This is a genomic window from Paenibacillus jamilae (assembly GCF_050482105.1).
Classification (GTDB): Bacteria; Bacillota; Bacilli; order Paenibacillales; family Paenibacillaceae; genus Paenibacillus; species Paenibacillus jamilae_B.
The window spans coordinates 216,036-232,318 of the sequence record NZ_JBCNHI010000023.1; the positions used below are offsets into that span (position 1 = coordinate 216,036).

General features: G+C 41.8%; 10 protein-coding genes and 5 tRNA genes. 1 reads left to right on the plus strand and 14 read right to left on the minus strand.

The genetic code is table 11. The features are described 5' to 3' along the window. Positions 1 to 9: 9 nt before the first annotated feature. Positions 10 to 1,392 carry a PTS transporter subunit EIIC gene (locus ABEW32_RS23755; protein ID WP_430192401.1) on the minus strand — a complete coding sequence of 461 codons (1,383 nt, stop codon included), beginning with the start codon at positions 1,390 to 1,392 and terminating at the stop codon, positions 10 to 12. Between the two features lie 15 nt (positions 1,393 to 1,407). Then, positions 1,408 to 2,388 carry a family 43 glycosylhydrolase gene (locus ABEW32_RS23760; protein WP_430192403.1) on the minus strand — a complete coding sequence of 327 codons (981 nt, stop codon included), beginning with the start codon at positions 2,386 to 2,388 and terminating at the stop codon, positions 1,408 to 1,410. A gap of 352 nt (positions 2,389 to 2,740) precedes the next feature. Between ABEW32_RS23760 and ABEW32_RS23765 the strand changes: the two genes are divergently transcribed. Next, a complete protein-coding gene (locus ABEW32_RS23765; RefSeq protein WP_430192405.1) occupies positions 2,741 to 3,751 on the plus strand; it encodes an AraC family transcriptional regulator in 1,011 nt (336 codons plus the stop codon). A 650-nt stretch (positions 3,752 to 4,401) separates the two neighbouring features. On the opposite strand, the gene glmS is transcribed toward ABEW32_RS23765, so the two are convergent. From glmS to ABEW32_RS23825, 12 genes are all read right to left on the minus strand, one after another. Further along, a complete protein-coding gene (gene glmS, locus ABEW32_RS23770) occupies positions 4,402 to 6,234 on the minus strand; it encodes a glutamine--fructose-6-phosphate transaminase (isomerizing) (protein ID WP_430192407.1) in 1,833 nt (610 codons plus the stop codon). A gap of 632 nt (positions 6,235 to 6,866) precedes the next feature. Beyond that, the gene (gene glmM / locus ABEW32_RS23775) at positions 6,867 to 8,207 is read right to left on the minus strand and encodes a phosphoglucosamine mutase (protein WP_063212533.1); all 1,341 of its coding nucleotides are present in this window, start codon (positions 8,205 to 8,207) and stop codon (positions 6,867 to 6,869) included. A 60-nt stretch (positions 8,208 to 8,267) separates the two neighbouring features. Beyond that, positions 8,268 to 9,725: a CdaR family protein gene (locus ABEW32_RS23780; RefSeq protein ID WP_430192409.1), complete on the minus strand. Its 1,458-nt coding sequence runs from the start codon at positions 9,723 to 9,725 to the stop codon at positions 8,268 to 8,270. Further along, positions 9,722 to 10,555, minus strand: coding sequence for a diadenylate cyclase CdaA (gene cdaA, locus ABEW32_RS23785; RefSeq protein WP_430192411.1), 834 nt, complete (start codon positions 10,553 to 10,555; stop codon positions 9,722 to 9,724). Before cdaA ends, ABEW32_RS23780 begins: the two co-directional genes overlap by 4 nt. Before the next feature lie 222 nt (positions 10,556 to 10,777). Next, complete coding sequence (locus ABEW32_RS23790; protein WP_430192413.1) at positions 10,778 to 11,404, minus strand: anti-sigma factor; 627 nt, start codon at positions 11,402 to 11,404, stop codon at positions 10,778 to 10,780. Between the two features lie 149 nt (positions 11,405 to 11,553). Then, complete coding sequence (gene sigW, locus ABEW32_RS23795; RefSeq protein ID WP_430192415.1) at positions 11,554 to 12,120, minus strand: RNA polymerase sigma factor SigW; 567 nt, start codon at positions 12,118 to 12,120, stop codon at positions 11,554 to 11,556. A 190-nt stretch (positions 12,121 to 12,310) separates the two neighbouring features. Next, the gene (ppc, locus tag ABEW32_RS23800; protein ID WP_430192417.1) at positions 12,311 to 15,103 is read right to left on the minus strand and encodes a phosphoenolpyruvate carboxylase; all 2,793 of its coding nucleotides are present in this window, start codon (positions 15,101 to 15,103) and stop codon (positions 12,311 to 12,313) included. A 727-nt stretch (positions 15,104 to 15,830) separates the two neighbouring features. Next, positions 15,831 to 15,901: transfer RNA gene (locus ABEW32_RS23805), tRNA-Gly, on the minus strand. A gap of 9 nt (positions 15,902 to 15,910) precedes the next feature. Then, positions 15,911 to 15,984: transfer RNA gene (locus ABEW32_RS23810), tRNA-Pro, on the minus strand. A gap of 20 nt (positions 15,985 to 16,004) precedes the next feature. Then, positions 16,005 to 16,081, minus strand: a tRNA-Arg gene (locus ABEW32_RS23815). Positions 16,082 to 16,086: 5 nt separating this feature from the next. After that, positions 16,087 to 16,161, minus strand: a tRNA-Gly gene (locus ABEW32_RS23820). 12 nt (positions 16,162 to 16,173) lie between these two features. Continuing rightward, positions 16,174 to 16,254, minus strand: a tRNA-Leu gene (locus ABEW32_RS23825). Positions 16,255 to 16,283: the final 29 nt, after the last annotated feature.

Here is a 16,283-nt window from a genome sequence, read left to right on the forward strand (position 1 = left end):
CCTCCTTTTTTACTTCAGTGCTTCGTCCGCTTTTGTTGTAAAGTATGTTAAAACTGCACTGAGAGTAAAACTCACGAAAAAGCAGATAAAAAATCCTATAAGTGGCCCTGGATTACCACTAGGGTCCATTTGGGCGCCAAATGTTAAAATTCCTCCAACAGCAGCTGGTGAAAATTGATTTGTTCCTAAAATTGTATTCAATGGTCCAGCAATTCCTCCAGCAATCATTGCGCAAATAAACGGTTTCCTATATGGCAAAGCAATCCCGAAGATGGCTGGTTCAGTAATACCAAACAGTGCAGAAGTCATGGCCGAATAACCAGTAGCTTTATTTTCTTTTCGTTTATTCTTAAGTGCAAAACCAAGCGCAGCTCCAGCTAATGCCCAAACTCCCATACCTAAAATCGGGCTCAACGCATTAGAACCATTTCTTAGGGTGATATCGGTCAAAATAGGAATAAACGCATAGTGTAATCCAAAAAGCACACAAAGCTGCCAAAAGGCACCGAATATTACACCAGTAGCTAAAGGGAACAAATTATAAACTCCCATAGTACCATTCGCTAATAACTCACTTACTTTTACAAATATCGGACCAACCACCATGAATGTGAAAGGCACCATTACCAAAAGTAATATCATAATTTTAAGGAATTCTAAAAATGGTGGTATGAACCTCTCTAGATACTTCTCTAACTTTGCAGCAATAAAAGTACTAAACATAACAGGAAAAATCGAATTACCGTATGAAGTTAAAATAACCGGGATTTTCAAAAATGTTAATGCTGTACCATCATTATATAATTTGACAAGCCCCGGAAATACCAGTGATGCTCCTATCGCAGCAGCAACATAAGGGTTGGAGTCAAATGTCTTCGCAACTGAAAATGCTACAATTATGGGTAAGAAGTATAAGAAAGCATCATTTATATTTTGCAAAATAATAAAAGTACCATCTGTTGTCTGCAATACGCCTGCCATAAGAAATATAGCTAAACAACCTTTAATAATACCTACCGCGGCCATTGTTGGTACCAATGGAAAGATCATTTTCATAAGTGATCTGGATAGCCTGTTAATCAAACTTGCTTTATTTTTTGTTTTAACTTTATCAATTTTTTCCTTAATATGATCTTCATTAGCATTGCCTTTTAATATAGAATCAACTTCAGCATAAACATCTTTAACAACATTACCGACAATTACTTGATATTGCCCACCAGCTTTCATAACACCCAATACTTTATCAATACCTTTGATTTCATTCTCATTGGGAATTGATTCATCAGCTAAAACAAATCTCAATCTGGTTACACAGTGCGTAACACTTACAATATTCTCTGGTCCTCCAACTTTTTCAACGATTGCTTTTGCTGAATCTTTTAAATTCATACAAACTTCCCCTTATTAAAAATTGTTTGGATTCCATTCCGACTTCCATTGAATGACTGGGATGTTATCTCTAAATTCTACAGGTAGCCAAACATAATCAGACTCACTTGTATTAATGTTCCACGAGCTCTTCTCTTTTTTTCTTGTTAAGTCAACAACCCAACGGTCCCCAATCGCAATGAATAAATCTTGATTAGGTACTTTAAATACACTACTTATTTGAGAATTAAAAGTGTTCTTTTCCGTATCCTCGATACAAGGATCTCCAATAATGTACCAAGGTCCATGTATATTATCTGCTTTGGCACTAAGCGTTTGGTTAGGATAATAACCAGTTGTCCCAGACGTAAACATAAAGTATTCATTCTCTCTTTTAAAAACAGCAGGTGCCTCACGTGCCAAAGGAGGTGAACTGAAATGCAAATGCGTTGAATATTTTCCTGTTAAATTTTTATAGTCGTCAGTTAAATCTGCAACTACAATTTCTGTATGCACTTTACCAAAGATAATGTATGCTTGATCATTATCATCAACAAACAAATCAAAATCACCACTGCTCATATCTAAAGGAACTAATTTATCAATAAGCTTAAACTCCTCATTGATACTTTTGGATGTAGCGATCCCCATATATTGATAATTCCAATCTCGAGGATTCTCATCTGTTCCTGCTAATTTCATCCACATTACAAATTCTTTATTCTTTTTGTTATAAATGATATGGGGGCGATCCATAATTCTAGAAGGGTGTAACGGACTATTAACATCTGAAGGCGCCTTCAAAATAGTATTCTCAAATTTCCAATTTATTAAATCCTCAGATGAATAACAGTTGACACCGTTATGCCAAATGCCACTTCCAGGAACCGTGTTCTCCTTATTTTCTCCATACCAATAATAAACACCGTCTACATACATTATAGAACTACCATGAGCCTGTATACGCTTACCATTTGTATCAAGCCATACCTGACCTGGACGAATAGAATTAAACAATTAAAGCTCCTCCTTATAAAAGATAAAAGTGCCAAAATGGGGGATTTTCAAATATTACATAAATTAAATTTTAATATTTGTCTCTTTTTTAATTACAGAAACTACTCCTTTCAACACTTCAATACAATGAGTATTTTCATTAAATATACTAACTGATAAAAACTATAGTTTTTAGATAAAATTATATAGACGTCTCTATATGGGTGACCTCAAGGAAACTATAAATGATCCTTGACAAAAGGATAGCATTTTCTTATATGCTCTATAATATCAAATAAACACTTATTGACTGACCGATTTTAATATCATATCCTACTGTATAAAGAGTGCCCTAAAAAGGGGGGGTTTATCTATGAATCACGATGAATTAGATAGAAAACTTAGAGCATTAACAGAAAAAGAGTTAAAATATAAGTCAAATCCTGTTATATCCGAAAGATATAGCAGGATGGAAATTATTAACTGCAAAGGGTATAACGCTTATTTATTTGATGATAATGATATGAATATGGGCGAAAATATCACCCCACGTAAACATACACGATTTGTTCAAGTACCCATGCATGTCCATACTTATATCGAACTAAGTTATGTATATTCTGGAGAATTTTCAGAGGTAATAAAAGATAAGACTATAAAACTAAAAGAAGGACAAATATCTATTATAGATACAGGTATTCCTCATTCTATTTTACCAACTACTGAAAATGACATTATTATAAATATATTAATGAGTAAGGAATACTTTTCAACTGCCTTTCTTAGCAGGCTATCGAGTAAAGGCATTATCTCGGAGTTTTTAATTAATGCTATATCTGATAAGAGGGATCATGATAATTACATTATTTTCAATTCCGAAAACAACAAAAAAATTCCTTTATATATAAAAGAGCTTCTTTGTGAATATTTTGATAAATCTTTATGTTCAAACGAAATCATTGATTGCTTTATGGTGCTTATATTTTCTGAACTATTGAGGGTATTTCAGTACGACTCTAGCCAATCTAACTCAAAATCATTAAACAACGCACCTATTGTAGAAATACTTAACTATTTAGAGAAAAATTATATGACGTGTACTTTAATTTCCACAGCTAAGCATTTCAATTTCCATCCAAACTATCTAAGTAATTTGATCAAAAAAACTACCAATAGATCTTTTTCCGAAATTATTTTACTTCAAAAGCTAACTAGAGCATCTATTCTACTCGAAAATACTGATATTCCTATTTATGGGATTGCCAACGAAATCGGTTATAACAACTTAAACTTCTTTTACAAAAAGTTCAAGGAGTATTTCGGGGTTACACCAAAAGAATTTAGAGACAATTCTATTTCTAAATCAATTCAAAAGTTTAAGTAAATCACTTACCTTATTGAAGTTTTCATAACATCATTATACTAACTAAAAAATCCCTTAGCGGGGTCTGTTAAGCTATCAGTGCCAGCTAGGGACACCGCAGTGCCGTTTTAGGGTAACGTACCAAGTGGTCATTTTCCGGGGCTTTAAGCGCCGAGAAATACGCGTGGTGACAGACTTAATGTAAGTCACCGCTGAACAACTGCACAGACGTTTCAGAGACACGCTGGCAAATCGAGATATTTTATCGTTGAATGAAGCTGCACCTCAATACTCTTACGTTGTTTGATACCCCCGAAAATGCCGTTATGGTCAATTATTCTCCGCTTTGATCGTCTATGTCCTACTCTATTGGCTGTTCGACACAGCACATACCTTTAGTGTCTGTACACAGCTAGGGACGATATGGAGACGTGCATGATATGCAACAAACCAAGCGAGATCGTTCCAATCCATGAGCTTTAGGGAGGAAATTAATTTTATCGTGAGAGCTTAATAGCAGTAAATTCAGTAAATTAAAAAACCGGTCATCCTAAATTAGGACAACCGGTTTTAAAAAAATTAGGAACCAACTATGATGTCAAAATACTAACTATAATGTAAAGACACCAACTTTAATGTAACTGAACACCTTTGGAGTCATGATGTTAAGTTTATTCTACAGTAACACTTTTCGCCAGGTTACGTGGTTTATCAACATCATGACCCAGTGCAAGGGATGCGTAATAAGCCAACAGTTGGAGAGCTATAACCGAAATAGCAGCCGACAGAATAGGAAGTGTTTTTGGAATTGCAAATACTTGGTCCACGGATTTCAGCAGCTCAACAGCATGCTCTTCATACGTGATTGCAAGCACGTCACCACCACGAGCTTTGACTTCCTTAATGTTGCTCACGGTTTTTTCCAACACAGATTCCTGAGTTACCAAAGCGATAACTGGAATTCCTTCTTCAATCAATGCCAGTGTACCATGCTTCAGCTCACCCGCAGCATATGCTTCGGAATGAATGTAGGAGATTTCCTTGAGTTTCAGGGAGCCTTCCTGTACTACAGCATAGTCTTGACCACGACCAATAAAGAACAAGTGCTTGTTGCTGGCGATTTGCTCAGCATAGGCTTTGATCGCATCTGCTTTACCCAGCATCTCTTCTACTTGCTCTGGCAGTGATTCCATAGCAGCCAGCACATGAGCTACTTGCTCAGCCGTTTGTGTGCTGCGTACTTGAGCCAGATACAGACCCAACAGATAGAATGCAATCAACTGGGAAGAATACGCTTTGGTGGAGGCTACAGCAATTTCCGGTCCTGCCAGTGTAACCAACACATCATCTGCATCACGGGCGATGGAGCTGCCCACTACGTTTGTAATTGCCAGTACATGCGCTCCGTTTGCTTGTGCTTCACGCAGTGCAGCCAACGTATCAGCAGTTTCACCGGATTGACTCACTACAATCACCAATGTCTCTGGTGTTACGATTGGGGAACGGTAACGATACTCGGAAGCTACATCGTTTTCTACTGGAATACGAGCCAGACTTTCGATCACCGTGCGACCAATCAAACCAGCATTGTAAGCTGTACCGCATGCTACAATTTGAATGTTGCGGATATTTTTAATTTGTTCTTCTGTCAACTTCAGCTCTGGAAGAACAACTTTTTTAGTGTCTTTATCGATACGGCCCAACATTGTATCACGGTAAGCCTTAGGCTGTTCGTGGATTTCTTTCAACATGAAATGCTCATAGCCGCCTTTTTCCGCTGTTACAGCATCCCATTCGACATGAATCATTTCCCGAGAAATAAATTGGCCTTCGATTGTCATTAATTCGACAGCATCACTAGTCAGAACAGCCATTTCGCCATCGTTCAAAATAAATACATTGCGTGTATATTTCAGAATAGCCGGAATGTCAGAACCGATAAAGTTCTCGCCTTCTCCCACACCAATAACCAGCGGGCTGGCTTGGCGAACAGCTACCAGCTTATTAGGCTCGTGCTCGGTCAGCACTCCCAGTGCAAAAGCACCGCGCATAAAGGTAATTGCTTTTTGTACTGCTTTAACAATATCCCCTTCATACTCACGCGCAACCAGATGGGAAATAACTTCTGTATCCGTTTCGGAAATAAAGGTATGACCTTCGCTGATCAGCTGTTCCTTCAGTTCCAGATAATTCTCAATAATTCCGTTGTGAACTACAGAAAACTTTTGGCTCTCATCCAAATGTGGATGGGAGTTTTCATCAGAAGGTTTACCATGCGTTGCCCAACGTGTATGTCCGATACCAGCATGGCCTACCAATGGTGTACCATCCAGTTTAGCTTCCAGATTCGCCAGACGTCCTTTCGCCTTGGCTACTTGAAGTCCTGAATCTGTAAACACGGCAATACCCGCAGAGTCATACCCGCGGTACTCCAGCTTCTTCAGTCCGTCAATCAATACCTCTTGCGTATTCTGATTACCAATATATCCTACAATGCCACACATATTCGTTATCCTCCCGATCATCATTTCACAAGACGACTCATCACAGGACTAACGTGTGCGGTAGATTGTGGAATAAAGTTCATTCATCTATGAAGTTGTCAATGATAACTATAAAATTTACAGGCATCTCTTCACGAATGTAACGAAATTCCCAAACCGCGCACGCCAATGATGATGGCCGCACATTCATGAAATGAATCTTTATAATTTAGATTATAAAATAATAAGGGCATCTACCGGTGCGTTGTGTAAACAGTTACCTGTTCATTTTCCGCTGCCGGTTTACGGGTTGATGCTTCACCGGAAGGTCCCCGCCGAATGTTTCGAACACCTTCACCTCGTCAGCTTGCTTTGTCGTGAACCGATTACGAGCAACATCATCTCAACGAAATCTATTGCTTCTTCACCAAGTTCCCCCGCACAAAATCAAGCTCTGGCGCTTGTATTACGTTACCTCACAACCCTCGCTTTCTCTATTTGAGTCACAGCATCCCTATATTATATTCAGCAGAGCATCATTTGGCAATGACACTTTATTCATAATTACATCATAAAGTCGATAAATTGTTAATGAATAACCGCAAACGCGGTTGCCTGCTCATGTATAACAGGCAACCTACGTTTACAAAATTTTAAACTAATTCTTTTTTCACGACATCTACGATCTGTCCGACGAATTGCTCCAGCTCATCCTTATCCGGGCCTTCGGCCATCACACGAATAAGCGACTCTGTACCTGAGGCACGGACTAATACACGCCCATTATCGCCCAATTGTTGTTCCACCTGCTCAATTGCTTCTGCAATCGCAGGATTCCCCTCGTAATTGCGTTTGTCCTGTACACGTACATTTACAAGCACTTGAGGATATTGTTTCATAAGTGATTTTAGTTCACTCATCTTCTTCCCGGAAGCTTTCAAAGTATCTACCAGTTGTATCCCCGTCAGCATGCCATCCCCTGTCGTATTGTGATCCAGGAAAATAACATGACCAGACTGCTCACCGCCCAGATTGAAGCCACCACGACGCATTTCTTCCATCACATAACGGTCTCCGACCGCAGTTTTTGCAGTCTTGAGAGCCAGCTTTTCAGTAGCTTTGTAAAAACCGATATTACTCATTACTGTCGATACAATAGTGCTATCTTTGAGTTTTCCAGCACGGTTCATTGCATCTCCACAAATACAGAGAATGTAGTCTCCATCTACCTCTTCTCCGTTCTCATCAATTGCGATCAGGCGGTCAGCGTCCCCGTCAAAAGCAAGCCCAATATCGGCTTTCAAGCGGAGCACTTCCTCTTTCAGCTTTTCAGGATGAGTCGAGCCGCAATGATCATTGATATTCAATCCGTTTGGCTCTGCGCCGATCGTGTGCACTTCAGCTCCCAAATCCGCAAAGAGCTTCGGCGCCAACTCATAAGCTGCCCCGTTTGCACAGTCCAATACAATTTTTAGACCTTCGAAAGAATGACTAATTGTTGTTTTCAAAAACTCCAAATAATCGTAGCGGGAATGCTCGTCTACAACAACCGTGCCCAGTCCACTACCAATTGGACGAGGTAGCTGGTCTTCTTTTGCATCCATCAGCTCTTCGATCTTCAATTCCGTTTCATCGGTTAATTTAAACCCGTCGCCGCCAAAAAATTTAATTCCGTTGTCCTCAACAGGATTGTGAGATGCTGAGATCATGACGCCAGCGTCTGCTTTCAACTGCCGTGTGAGATAGGCCACCCCAGGTGTCGAAACAATACCTAGACGAACCACATTAGCCCCAATAGACAACAACCCAGCTACCAGTGCCGATTCCAACATCAGTCCGGATATCCGTGTATCCATACCAATAACAACTGTTGGTTTCTCTACATTACCTGCTAAAACATACCCGCCGCAGCGGCCAATACTATATGCCAGTTCGGCTGTAAGTTCCTGATTAGCAACGCCTCGTACACCATCTGTACCAAAATATTTCCCCATGTAAAATGACTCCCTTTTTTTGTCTAATAAATCTTGATCGTTTACTACAGTTAAAACATGTTATGGCTGACTGCCCTCCGAGGTTCCATTCGCAGAAGATTCTGCGCCGTTATGAGGACTTGTTTTATCCTCCGCAGCTGCGTTGTCCCCCGTATTAGCGTCAGAGTTGCCTTGCCCCTCCTGTGGCCTCTCCTGCCCCTTATCACCACTCCCAGAGGGGTTTGATTCATTATCATTATTCGGATTCGTTACAGCAGGCGCAGAAGGGCTCTCAATGTTAACCGTTGCTTTTAGTTGGGCGGCATTCCCTGCGTACGTAATATATTTAGGCAAGCCTAATTTTAGAGTAACCTCGTGTTGACCAGCCGAGAGGCCACTTACATCTGCCACCAAACTAACGTCATCGTTGGTTAAATTGTTGACCAGATCCTGCGGGCCCTTCACAGTAACATCCATCGTCTTGCCTACAGGTGCTGTAACTGTCGCATTAGCTCCATCTCCTGCCCCTTGTAAAACGATTGGGATGCCTGACAGCGTCCGTTCCATATCTGTGACTTCATTGGAAGGAACGACGGTCACCTGAATCTGTATTGACCCTGGCTCGATTTTATCAGAACCTGAGGGAGCTGCCAAATTAGCCTGAACCGTCCGGGTCCCCGCTTCCGTAAATTGACTTAGATCGAGTGTAGCCGTGACATAAGAGTTGAGGCTGCTTAATACGTCCTGCGATGCATATACCGCTGCTTCTTTCACGTTCGTGTTTACTTTTGAAAGCGCCAATCCATCAGGCAACTCTCCAGAATATACTACTTTGACAGGCACGGACTTCGCTTGCTGAGTGACCGGGATTTCAACTGATACAGTGGATGGCTCAATGACCGCATCTGTAAGTTCCTGCCCCTTTTTGTTATAGGCCTTCAGCTTTACCCGTTTCTGTTCAAACTTTTCTGAGATGCCATCCGTGTTAACAGCCCCTTGCACTGCCGTAACGGTATTCAGCTGGCTTTTGGGTAAAGTCACCTTTACCGTTTGAGGAGCAATCACAGGCTTACCAAGCTGTAGCCCTGCATCCGGATTACCCTTAGGTACTATAGACACATTAAATGATTTCGTTTGTTTTTCCTCAATCGTTACGGTAACACGGTTAGGAGTCATTGATACCAATTCCACTCCATCCGGCAAATCCGGTTCAAGTGACAATGTTTTCGTACCGGCTCCTAAGCCGCTTAAGTTTAATTTTGCCTGATAATTATCTGCGAAAAAAGTAGTCAGGACAGAGCGCTGTCCTCTGACCTCCATTTTTACATGATCGGTGTCCATCGTAGACAGCACATATTTTGATTCATCCAGACCACTAGCCTGAATGGCCACATTATCAATTATTTTATTATTATAAGAAACGGTCAGCGTAGATGAGGGTGTACCTGTATCCAGATGAACCATTCCCCACAGCATTATAGCAACCGCAAGCGCCAATATTTTGGAAATCGTATTATTGTTAATCCATTTGTCCATCATGAATTTCCACGGCCTCCCCTCCGATTCCAGAATGAGCCGCGTTTTTCCTTCAAGGACGGTGTTGGCCGCAACTCCTCATACAGCTTGGAAATTAGGGATTCTTCCTTAATGTCACGCACGACCTGTCCATTGATAGCCAACGAAATTTGGCCTGTCTCCTCCGATACTACGACAGTTATCGCATCGGTTACCTCACTCACCCCAATTGCAGCCCGATGACGGGTTCCCAACTCCTTGCTAATGAAGGGATTTTCCGATAATGGCAAATAGCAAGCTGCAGCAGCAATCTGTTTATTTTGTATAATCACCGCACCATCATGCAGAGGGGTATTGGGAATGAAAATGTTAATTAGCAATTCAGAACTGACTACGGCCTGTGTCTTGATACCAGACTCTGTATATTCGTTTAGCCCTGTCTCGCGCTCGAATACGACCAATGCCCCTATTTTTCTACGTGATAAATAATTCAGCGCCTTAATCATTTCTCCAATTAACTTGTTGATCTCTTCGTCATCTGCTGACGAACGCCCAAATAACTTACCACGCCCCAATTGCTCTAAAGCACGACGTAACTCAGGCTGAAAAATAATAAAAATAGCCACTACACCAAAGGTGAACATCTGGTTCATCAACCACTTTAACGTATACAAATCAAACCAGGTACTAACCGCCCAGATCACGACCAGGAATAGAATCCCTTTTAACAGTTGAACTGCTCGCGTTCCGCGAACAAGTAAAATAAGCTGATACATAATATAGGTTACAATCAAAATGTCGATAATATCTTTAATGGACTCTTTCCAAGTCAGGTCCGCAAAATAATCCAACATGCGCATGCCCCCGCAATTTTCTGTAGTGAGTGGGTGTAATATGTACACAGTATGCTCTCTCTATCTAGGTTATAACGATCAGGCTCGCGTTGCAAGCTGTGCGACAAAAGAACCTCCAAAATCAGTAAAATACAGTACAATTCGCCAGATTCATATACAAAAAAAACGCCTTTTCCAGCGGAAAGAGGCGCTCGATATCGTTCTTGCCGTTTCAAGCTTCTTTTACGGAGAAGACGGTCCCCCGAACAAATCGGTAACCTTGTACCAAATCCAATCCAAAGTTTGATCGATACTTTTAACCTGTCCTGCAATATGGGCGGTTGAAGCTTGATAGTATGAGCCGTCAATTACAGTCACATTTCCTTCCACATCGCCGTATACACGAGCCTCACCATTTTGTACGGTTAAATCTCCGGCAATGGATTTTCCTTCAGGTACAATTACAGTATCGCCCTGAATAACAACTTGATCTAGATTGCTTCCTTTGACTACCAATTGATGGTCCGTGCTAGAAAAGCTGGCCATACTTGAGCATATCACAATAAGGAAGAAGGCGGCGGCTGTTACAGCCGGATGCCTCTTCACCCAAGTTAGCATAGGCACCGCAGCAGGCTGTCGTTTATGCGGCGGCAAAGCATTCATAATGCGAAATGTCAGCTCATCCGATACACACGGCACTTGATGATAGCGTGTACCGTAAAGCATCGCATCCGTCCGCTCCAGCTCTTTAAAACGCATGCGGCATTCTGGGCAGTCTAACAAGTGTTGTTCCAACTCATGTTTGTCCTGCTCAGACAGGTCGCCATCTAGATAGTCATGCATAAAAGAGACGGCTTGTTTGCAATCCATATGAGCCAATCCTTTCTAATATTCTTCCGTGTTTCTCAACATAACATGCTCCGGCTTAGAAACTTTGCTCACCTTACATACGTTACAACGAGCATTATGTTTCATAAAACATCTACGCAGGCTCTTTTCCTAGCATGTATGCACACCATTTATAGCTTGTGCTCCAGTCTTTTGCGTAGAAAATCCCGTCCCCTGTGTACTCTTGTCTTAATTGTGGTAACCGGAAGATTGAGCACATCGCTAATTTCCTGCAAGGAAAGCTCCTGTAAGTATCGTAAAACCATAATCGTCTTGTATTTATCCGGAAGGCTGTCAATGGCGTCATGAATCAAAGCTTGCGTTTCCGACAGCAGCGTACTCCCTTCAGGGGTAAGCTCATCACTGGCAAGCATGGCGTACCCATCAACACCTTCCTGATCATTCATTTCAGCATCAAGTGAGTATGTAGGTTTTCTCCTTCGCAGACGATCAATGCACAGATTTGTAGCAATCCGGTAAATCCAGGTTGAGAACTTCTGGCCATGATCATACTTTTCCAAATTACGATACACACGCAAAAAGGTTTCCTGTACCAAATCCTCCGCCTCATGACGATTACCTAGCATCCGGTAGGAAAGATGAAAAATCCGATCTTTATATAACTCGACTAACTCCGCAAAAGCTCGCTGATCACCTTTTTGCACCAGCCTAACCAAGCGGCTTTCCATATTATCCACTCTATACTCCCCCAGACTTGCTGATGGGTTACTTATTACATGTTTATGATTATTCATCGTAGTTTAATTTTATCCAGAAATCAACTGAAGTATAGACACAAATAATAAACAACTGCGTCATCACTATAAACACAGCACAATCGGGCACTCCATGAGTACCCGATTGCCTGAATCATACAGCCCAACTATATCAGCCTGTGTTTCTTAAGCCTGCAGCAATTCCGTTAATCGTCAACAGTACCTCGCGCAGCTTTTCAGAATCATCGCCGTTCTGATTACGCAGCTCGCGTAGCTCGCTTAGCAATCGAACCTGCAAATAACTTAACGGATCAACATAAGGATTACGCAACCGGATAGATTCCTGAATAACAGGTACATCATCCAAAATCTCTGATTGTCCGGTTATTTTCAAAATCAGCTCAGATGTTAGCTTGAACTCTGCAGAAATCTGCCCAAATATACGTTGCCGTGCTTCTTCATTATCCGACATCCCTGCATACTCCTCTGCAATCAGCAAGTCTGCTTTAGCGATTGCCATTTGCAGTGTATCAATAAGCGACCGGAAGAAAGCAGAGTCTCTAAACATCGTTTGAAGTACTTTAAGGTTATCTTCATTGTTTTGATAGTAGCTTTGCAAGCCAGTTCCTGCCGCGTACCAAGCAGGCAGCAAGTAACGACTTTGTGTCCATGCAAAAACCCATGGAATGGCACGCAAGTCCTCAAAACGTTCGCTATTCTTACGCTTGGACGGACGAGATCCAATATTCAGCTCGCCCACCTCAGGCAACGGTGTAGATTCTTTGAAGAAGCTGAAGAAATCCGGGTCTCGGAAAATCAAATCCTGATACTTCTCCAGCGACACCTCGGAAATACGGGCAATAATCTCCTCCCAGCTTTCCTCGAACACTTCTTTCTTTCCTGAGCGGTGATAAGCAGCAGCCGTAATTAACGCTGATGTCGCCTGCTCCAAGCTCCGATATGCAATCCCCTTGAGCGAGTAGCGCGATGATAGCACTTCGCCTTGCTCCGTTATCTTAATTCCACCACCAATAGTATGAGGAGGCTGGGCCAAAATACTGCGATTAAGTGGCATTCCCCCACGCCCCAGCGCTCCTCCACGACCGTGGAAAAACTTCACTTTTGCACCATACTCATTTACTACTTCCGTAATGCTATTCATAGCGACCCGAAGTTCCCAGTTCGCAGTAACCACACCGCCATCCTTATTGCTATCCGAGTAACCAAGCATGATCTCCTGCAGCTCATCCATCGCGGCCACAGATTGTCGATATACTGGCAGGTTCATCAATCTTCTCATAATACTAGGCGCAGCGTGTAAATCATCTATCGTTTCGAACAAAGGAACGGATTGCAGCGTACAGACGACAGTGCCATCCTTCTCGATGCGGAACAGGCCCACCTCTTTGGATAACACCATAACCTCCAGCAAATCACTGGCCCCTTGAGTCATACTGATCAAGTAGCTTGTGATGGACTGCTTGCCGAATTCCTCCTGAGCCAAATAAATCGTACGATATACATCAAGACATTCCTGTGTGCTATCACTATATTTTAAATATGGTGAAGTAATCGGACGAGGTTCATTCAGCAGCTGTTCCAGCAAATCTATTTTTTCTTCCTCTGACAGCTTACTGTAATCCGATACAATATTCATTTTAGAAAGAATTTCAGTCATCGCATTTTCATGCTCCTGACTATGCTGACGAACATCCAGCGTAGCCGTATGAAATCCAAACAGCTCTACCTGACGAATCATCTTTTGAATATACGTGTCTGCCACATAATCAGCAAAATGATGACGCAGGCTGTTGGCAATCACATTCAGATCTGCAATCAGCTCTTCCGCAGAGCTGTAGCGCTCCTTGGTCCCCTGCTTGCTTTCATCCAAAACGTTATTCACCTTAGCAATCATGTAGGCCAGTTTTATGCGATAAGGCTCTTTTTCGTTATGCCATACTTCCATTTTTTTAAGTGTGATGTGGGCGCGATCTTCTTCAATAGAAGCCAACAAATCATCAGAAACTCGCACAATGCTGGTACTGAAGCTTAAGTAACCCATGAGTTCCTTCAGCGTGTGCTGATATTCTCTCAAAGCCAGCTTGCGCTGCATACGTAACGTTTCCCAAGTCACATGAGATGTAACAGATGGATTGCCATCTCGGTCTCCACCGATCCAAGAACCAAATCTCAAATAAGTTGGAATGTGCCATTTTTGTTCAGGATAATATTTGTCCAAACATCGTTCCAATTCTTGGTAAACATCCGGCAATACATGAAACAAGGTTTCATGAAAATAGTACATTCCATTTCTTACTTCATCTAGTACAGTTGGCTTTCGATCACGTAGCTCATCTGTCTGCCACAGCGTAATTACTTCATTAAGCAAATTTTCTCGTACCTGTTCTCGCTCACGCAAGGTAAGCATTGGATTATCCAGCAGCATGACGTCTTCAGAAATGCGTTTGTGGATATCCAGAATTACTCGTCGTGTTGCTTCTGTAGGGTGTGCAGTCATGACCAGCTCCAAAGAGAGTTCATTCAGCATGTCGCTAACGTCCTCAGCGGAGAAGCCTCCTTGTTTAAGCTCCTGAACGGAACTTTCAATAGATCCTGGTTGAACATCTTCACCAGCGGTATGCTCATAATCCCGCTTACGTCGTATGCGATGGTTCTGCTCAGCGATATTCACCAACTGAAAGTAAATCGCAAACGCGCGAATAACCTGGTGACGAATATCCGTATCCAGTCCACTGACCATTTGTTTGAAATTGTCGTATAACTCCGGCTGATACCCGGCACGTAACGATTTACTTGCCTCACGTATTTTCTCCACGATATCCAAAAGTTCGTTGCCTCCCTGATGAACCAAAACTTCACCAAGAATATTTCCTAGAAAACGAACGTCCCGCCGCAGCAGATTGTTGGATTGGTTTTTGTTAGCGGTTAACGTAAGCTCAGTCATGCTTTTCCCCCCATCTGATCTGTTCCACATCATATTCAGTTGTAGCAAAGGTACGTATACACACGAAATTTGACACTTTCTTAACATCATACAATAAAAACGTATGAAAAGCTGCAAAATTTACAGTAAAAAATCATCCTTTTTAAATACTTTTTTGGAGAATATGTTGGTATTTTATACATAAAAATGAAATTAATGAACAAATCCTCATCTTATACGGCTACAGATGTGTGGAACATTATGCACAGCCTCTTATAAAAAGTGTGTTTTCAAAGGTAGAAACCCTTGGGCCATGATGTGTATATGTTTATTATTTGTTGACAATGTGAAATCCATTGATCTCTATCCACAAAGATATGCACAAATTAGTCATAATCTTAGTATTCTTCAACTGTTTACTTTTAAATCCCCCCATTTTACCCACATAAATATAGAGGAATGTGTACAACAAAAGGAGCAAATGTAAAGTTATCACCATGAATTTCACATCATCATAATCAGAGGGTTCTATTTTCAAGGGATTTGATCACGAATTTAGCCTTACTACAGGAAAAAGGGGGGCGTAAGAGGGGAAATTCGGGTCTAGTGTTAAGTGCCTATGTAGAATATGCACAAGTCATCCCCAACTGTGCATGACAAGCGGCATCATTTAATGGTCTAGATACATAAAAGTTAATATATTGTGGACAAAATAAAAAGAAGCCTTTCGGCTTCTAGGTAATCAGTAAGCGGGTGATGGGAATCGAACCCACGCTATCAGCTTGGAAGGCTGAAGTTCTACCATTGAACTACACCCGCAAATTAGTATCGGGATGACACGATTTGAACATGCGACCCCCTGGTCCCAAACCAGGTGCTCTACCAAGCTGAGCTACATCCCGATATTATTTTTTTAAAAAGATGGCGCGCCCTGAGAGATTCGAACTCCCGGCCTTTTGATTCGTAGTCAAACGCTCTATCCAGCTGAGCTAAGGGCGCAAATATGGAGCGGACGACGGGAATCGAACCCGCGACCCTCGCCTTGGCAAGGCGATGCTCTACCGCTGAGCCACGTCCGCAAAAAAACAGGATGCGCGTGGAGGGACTTGAACCCCCACGTCAAAGACGCTAGATCCTAAGTCTAGTGCGTCTGCCAATTCCGCCACACGCGCATATAATATAATGGTGAGCCATGAAGGAC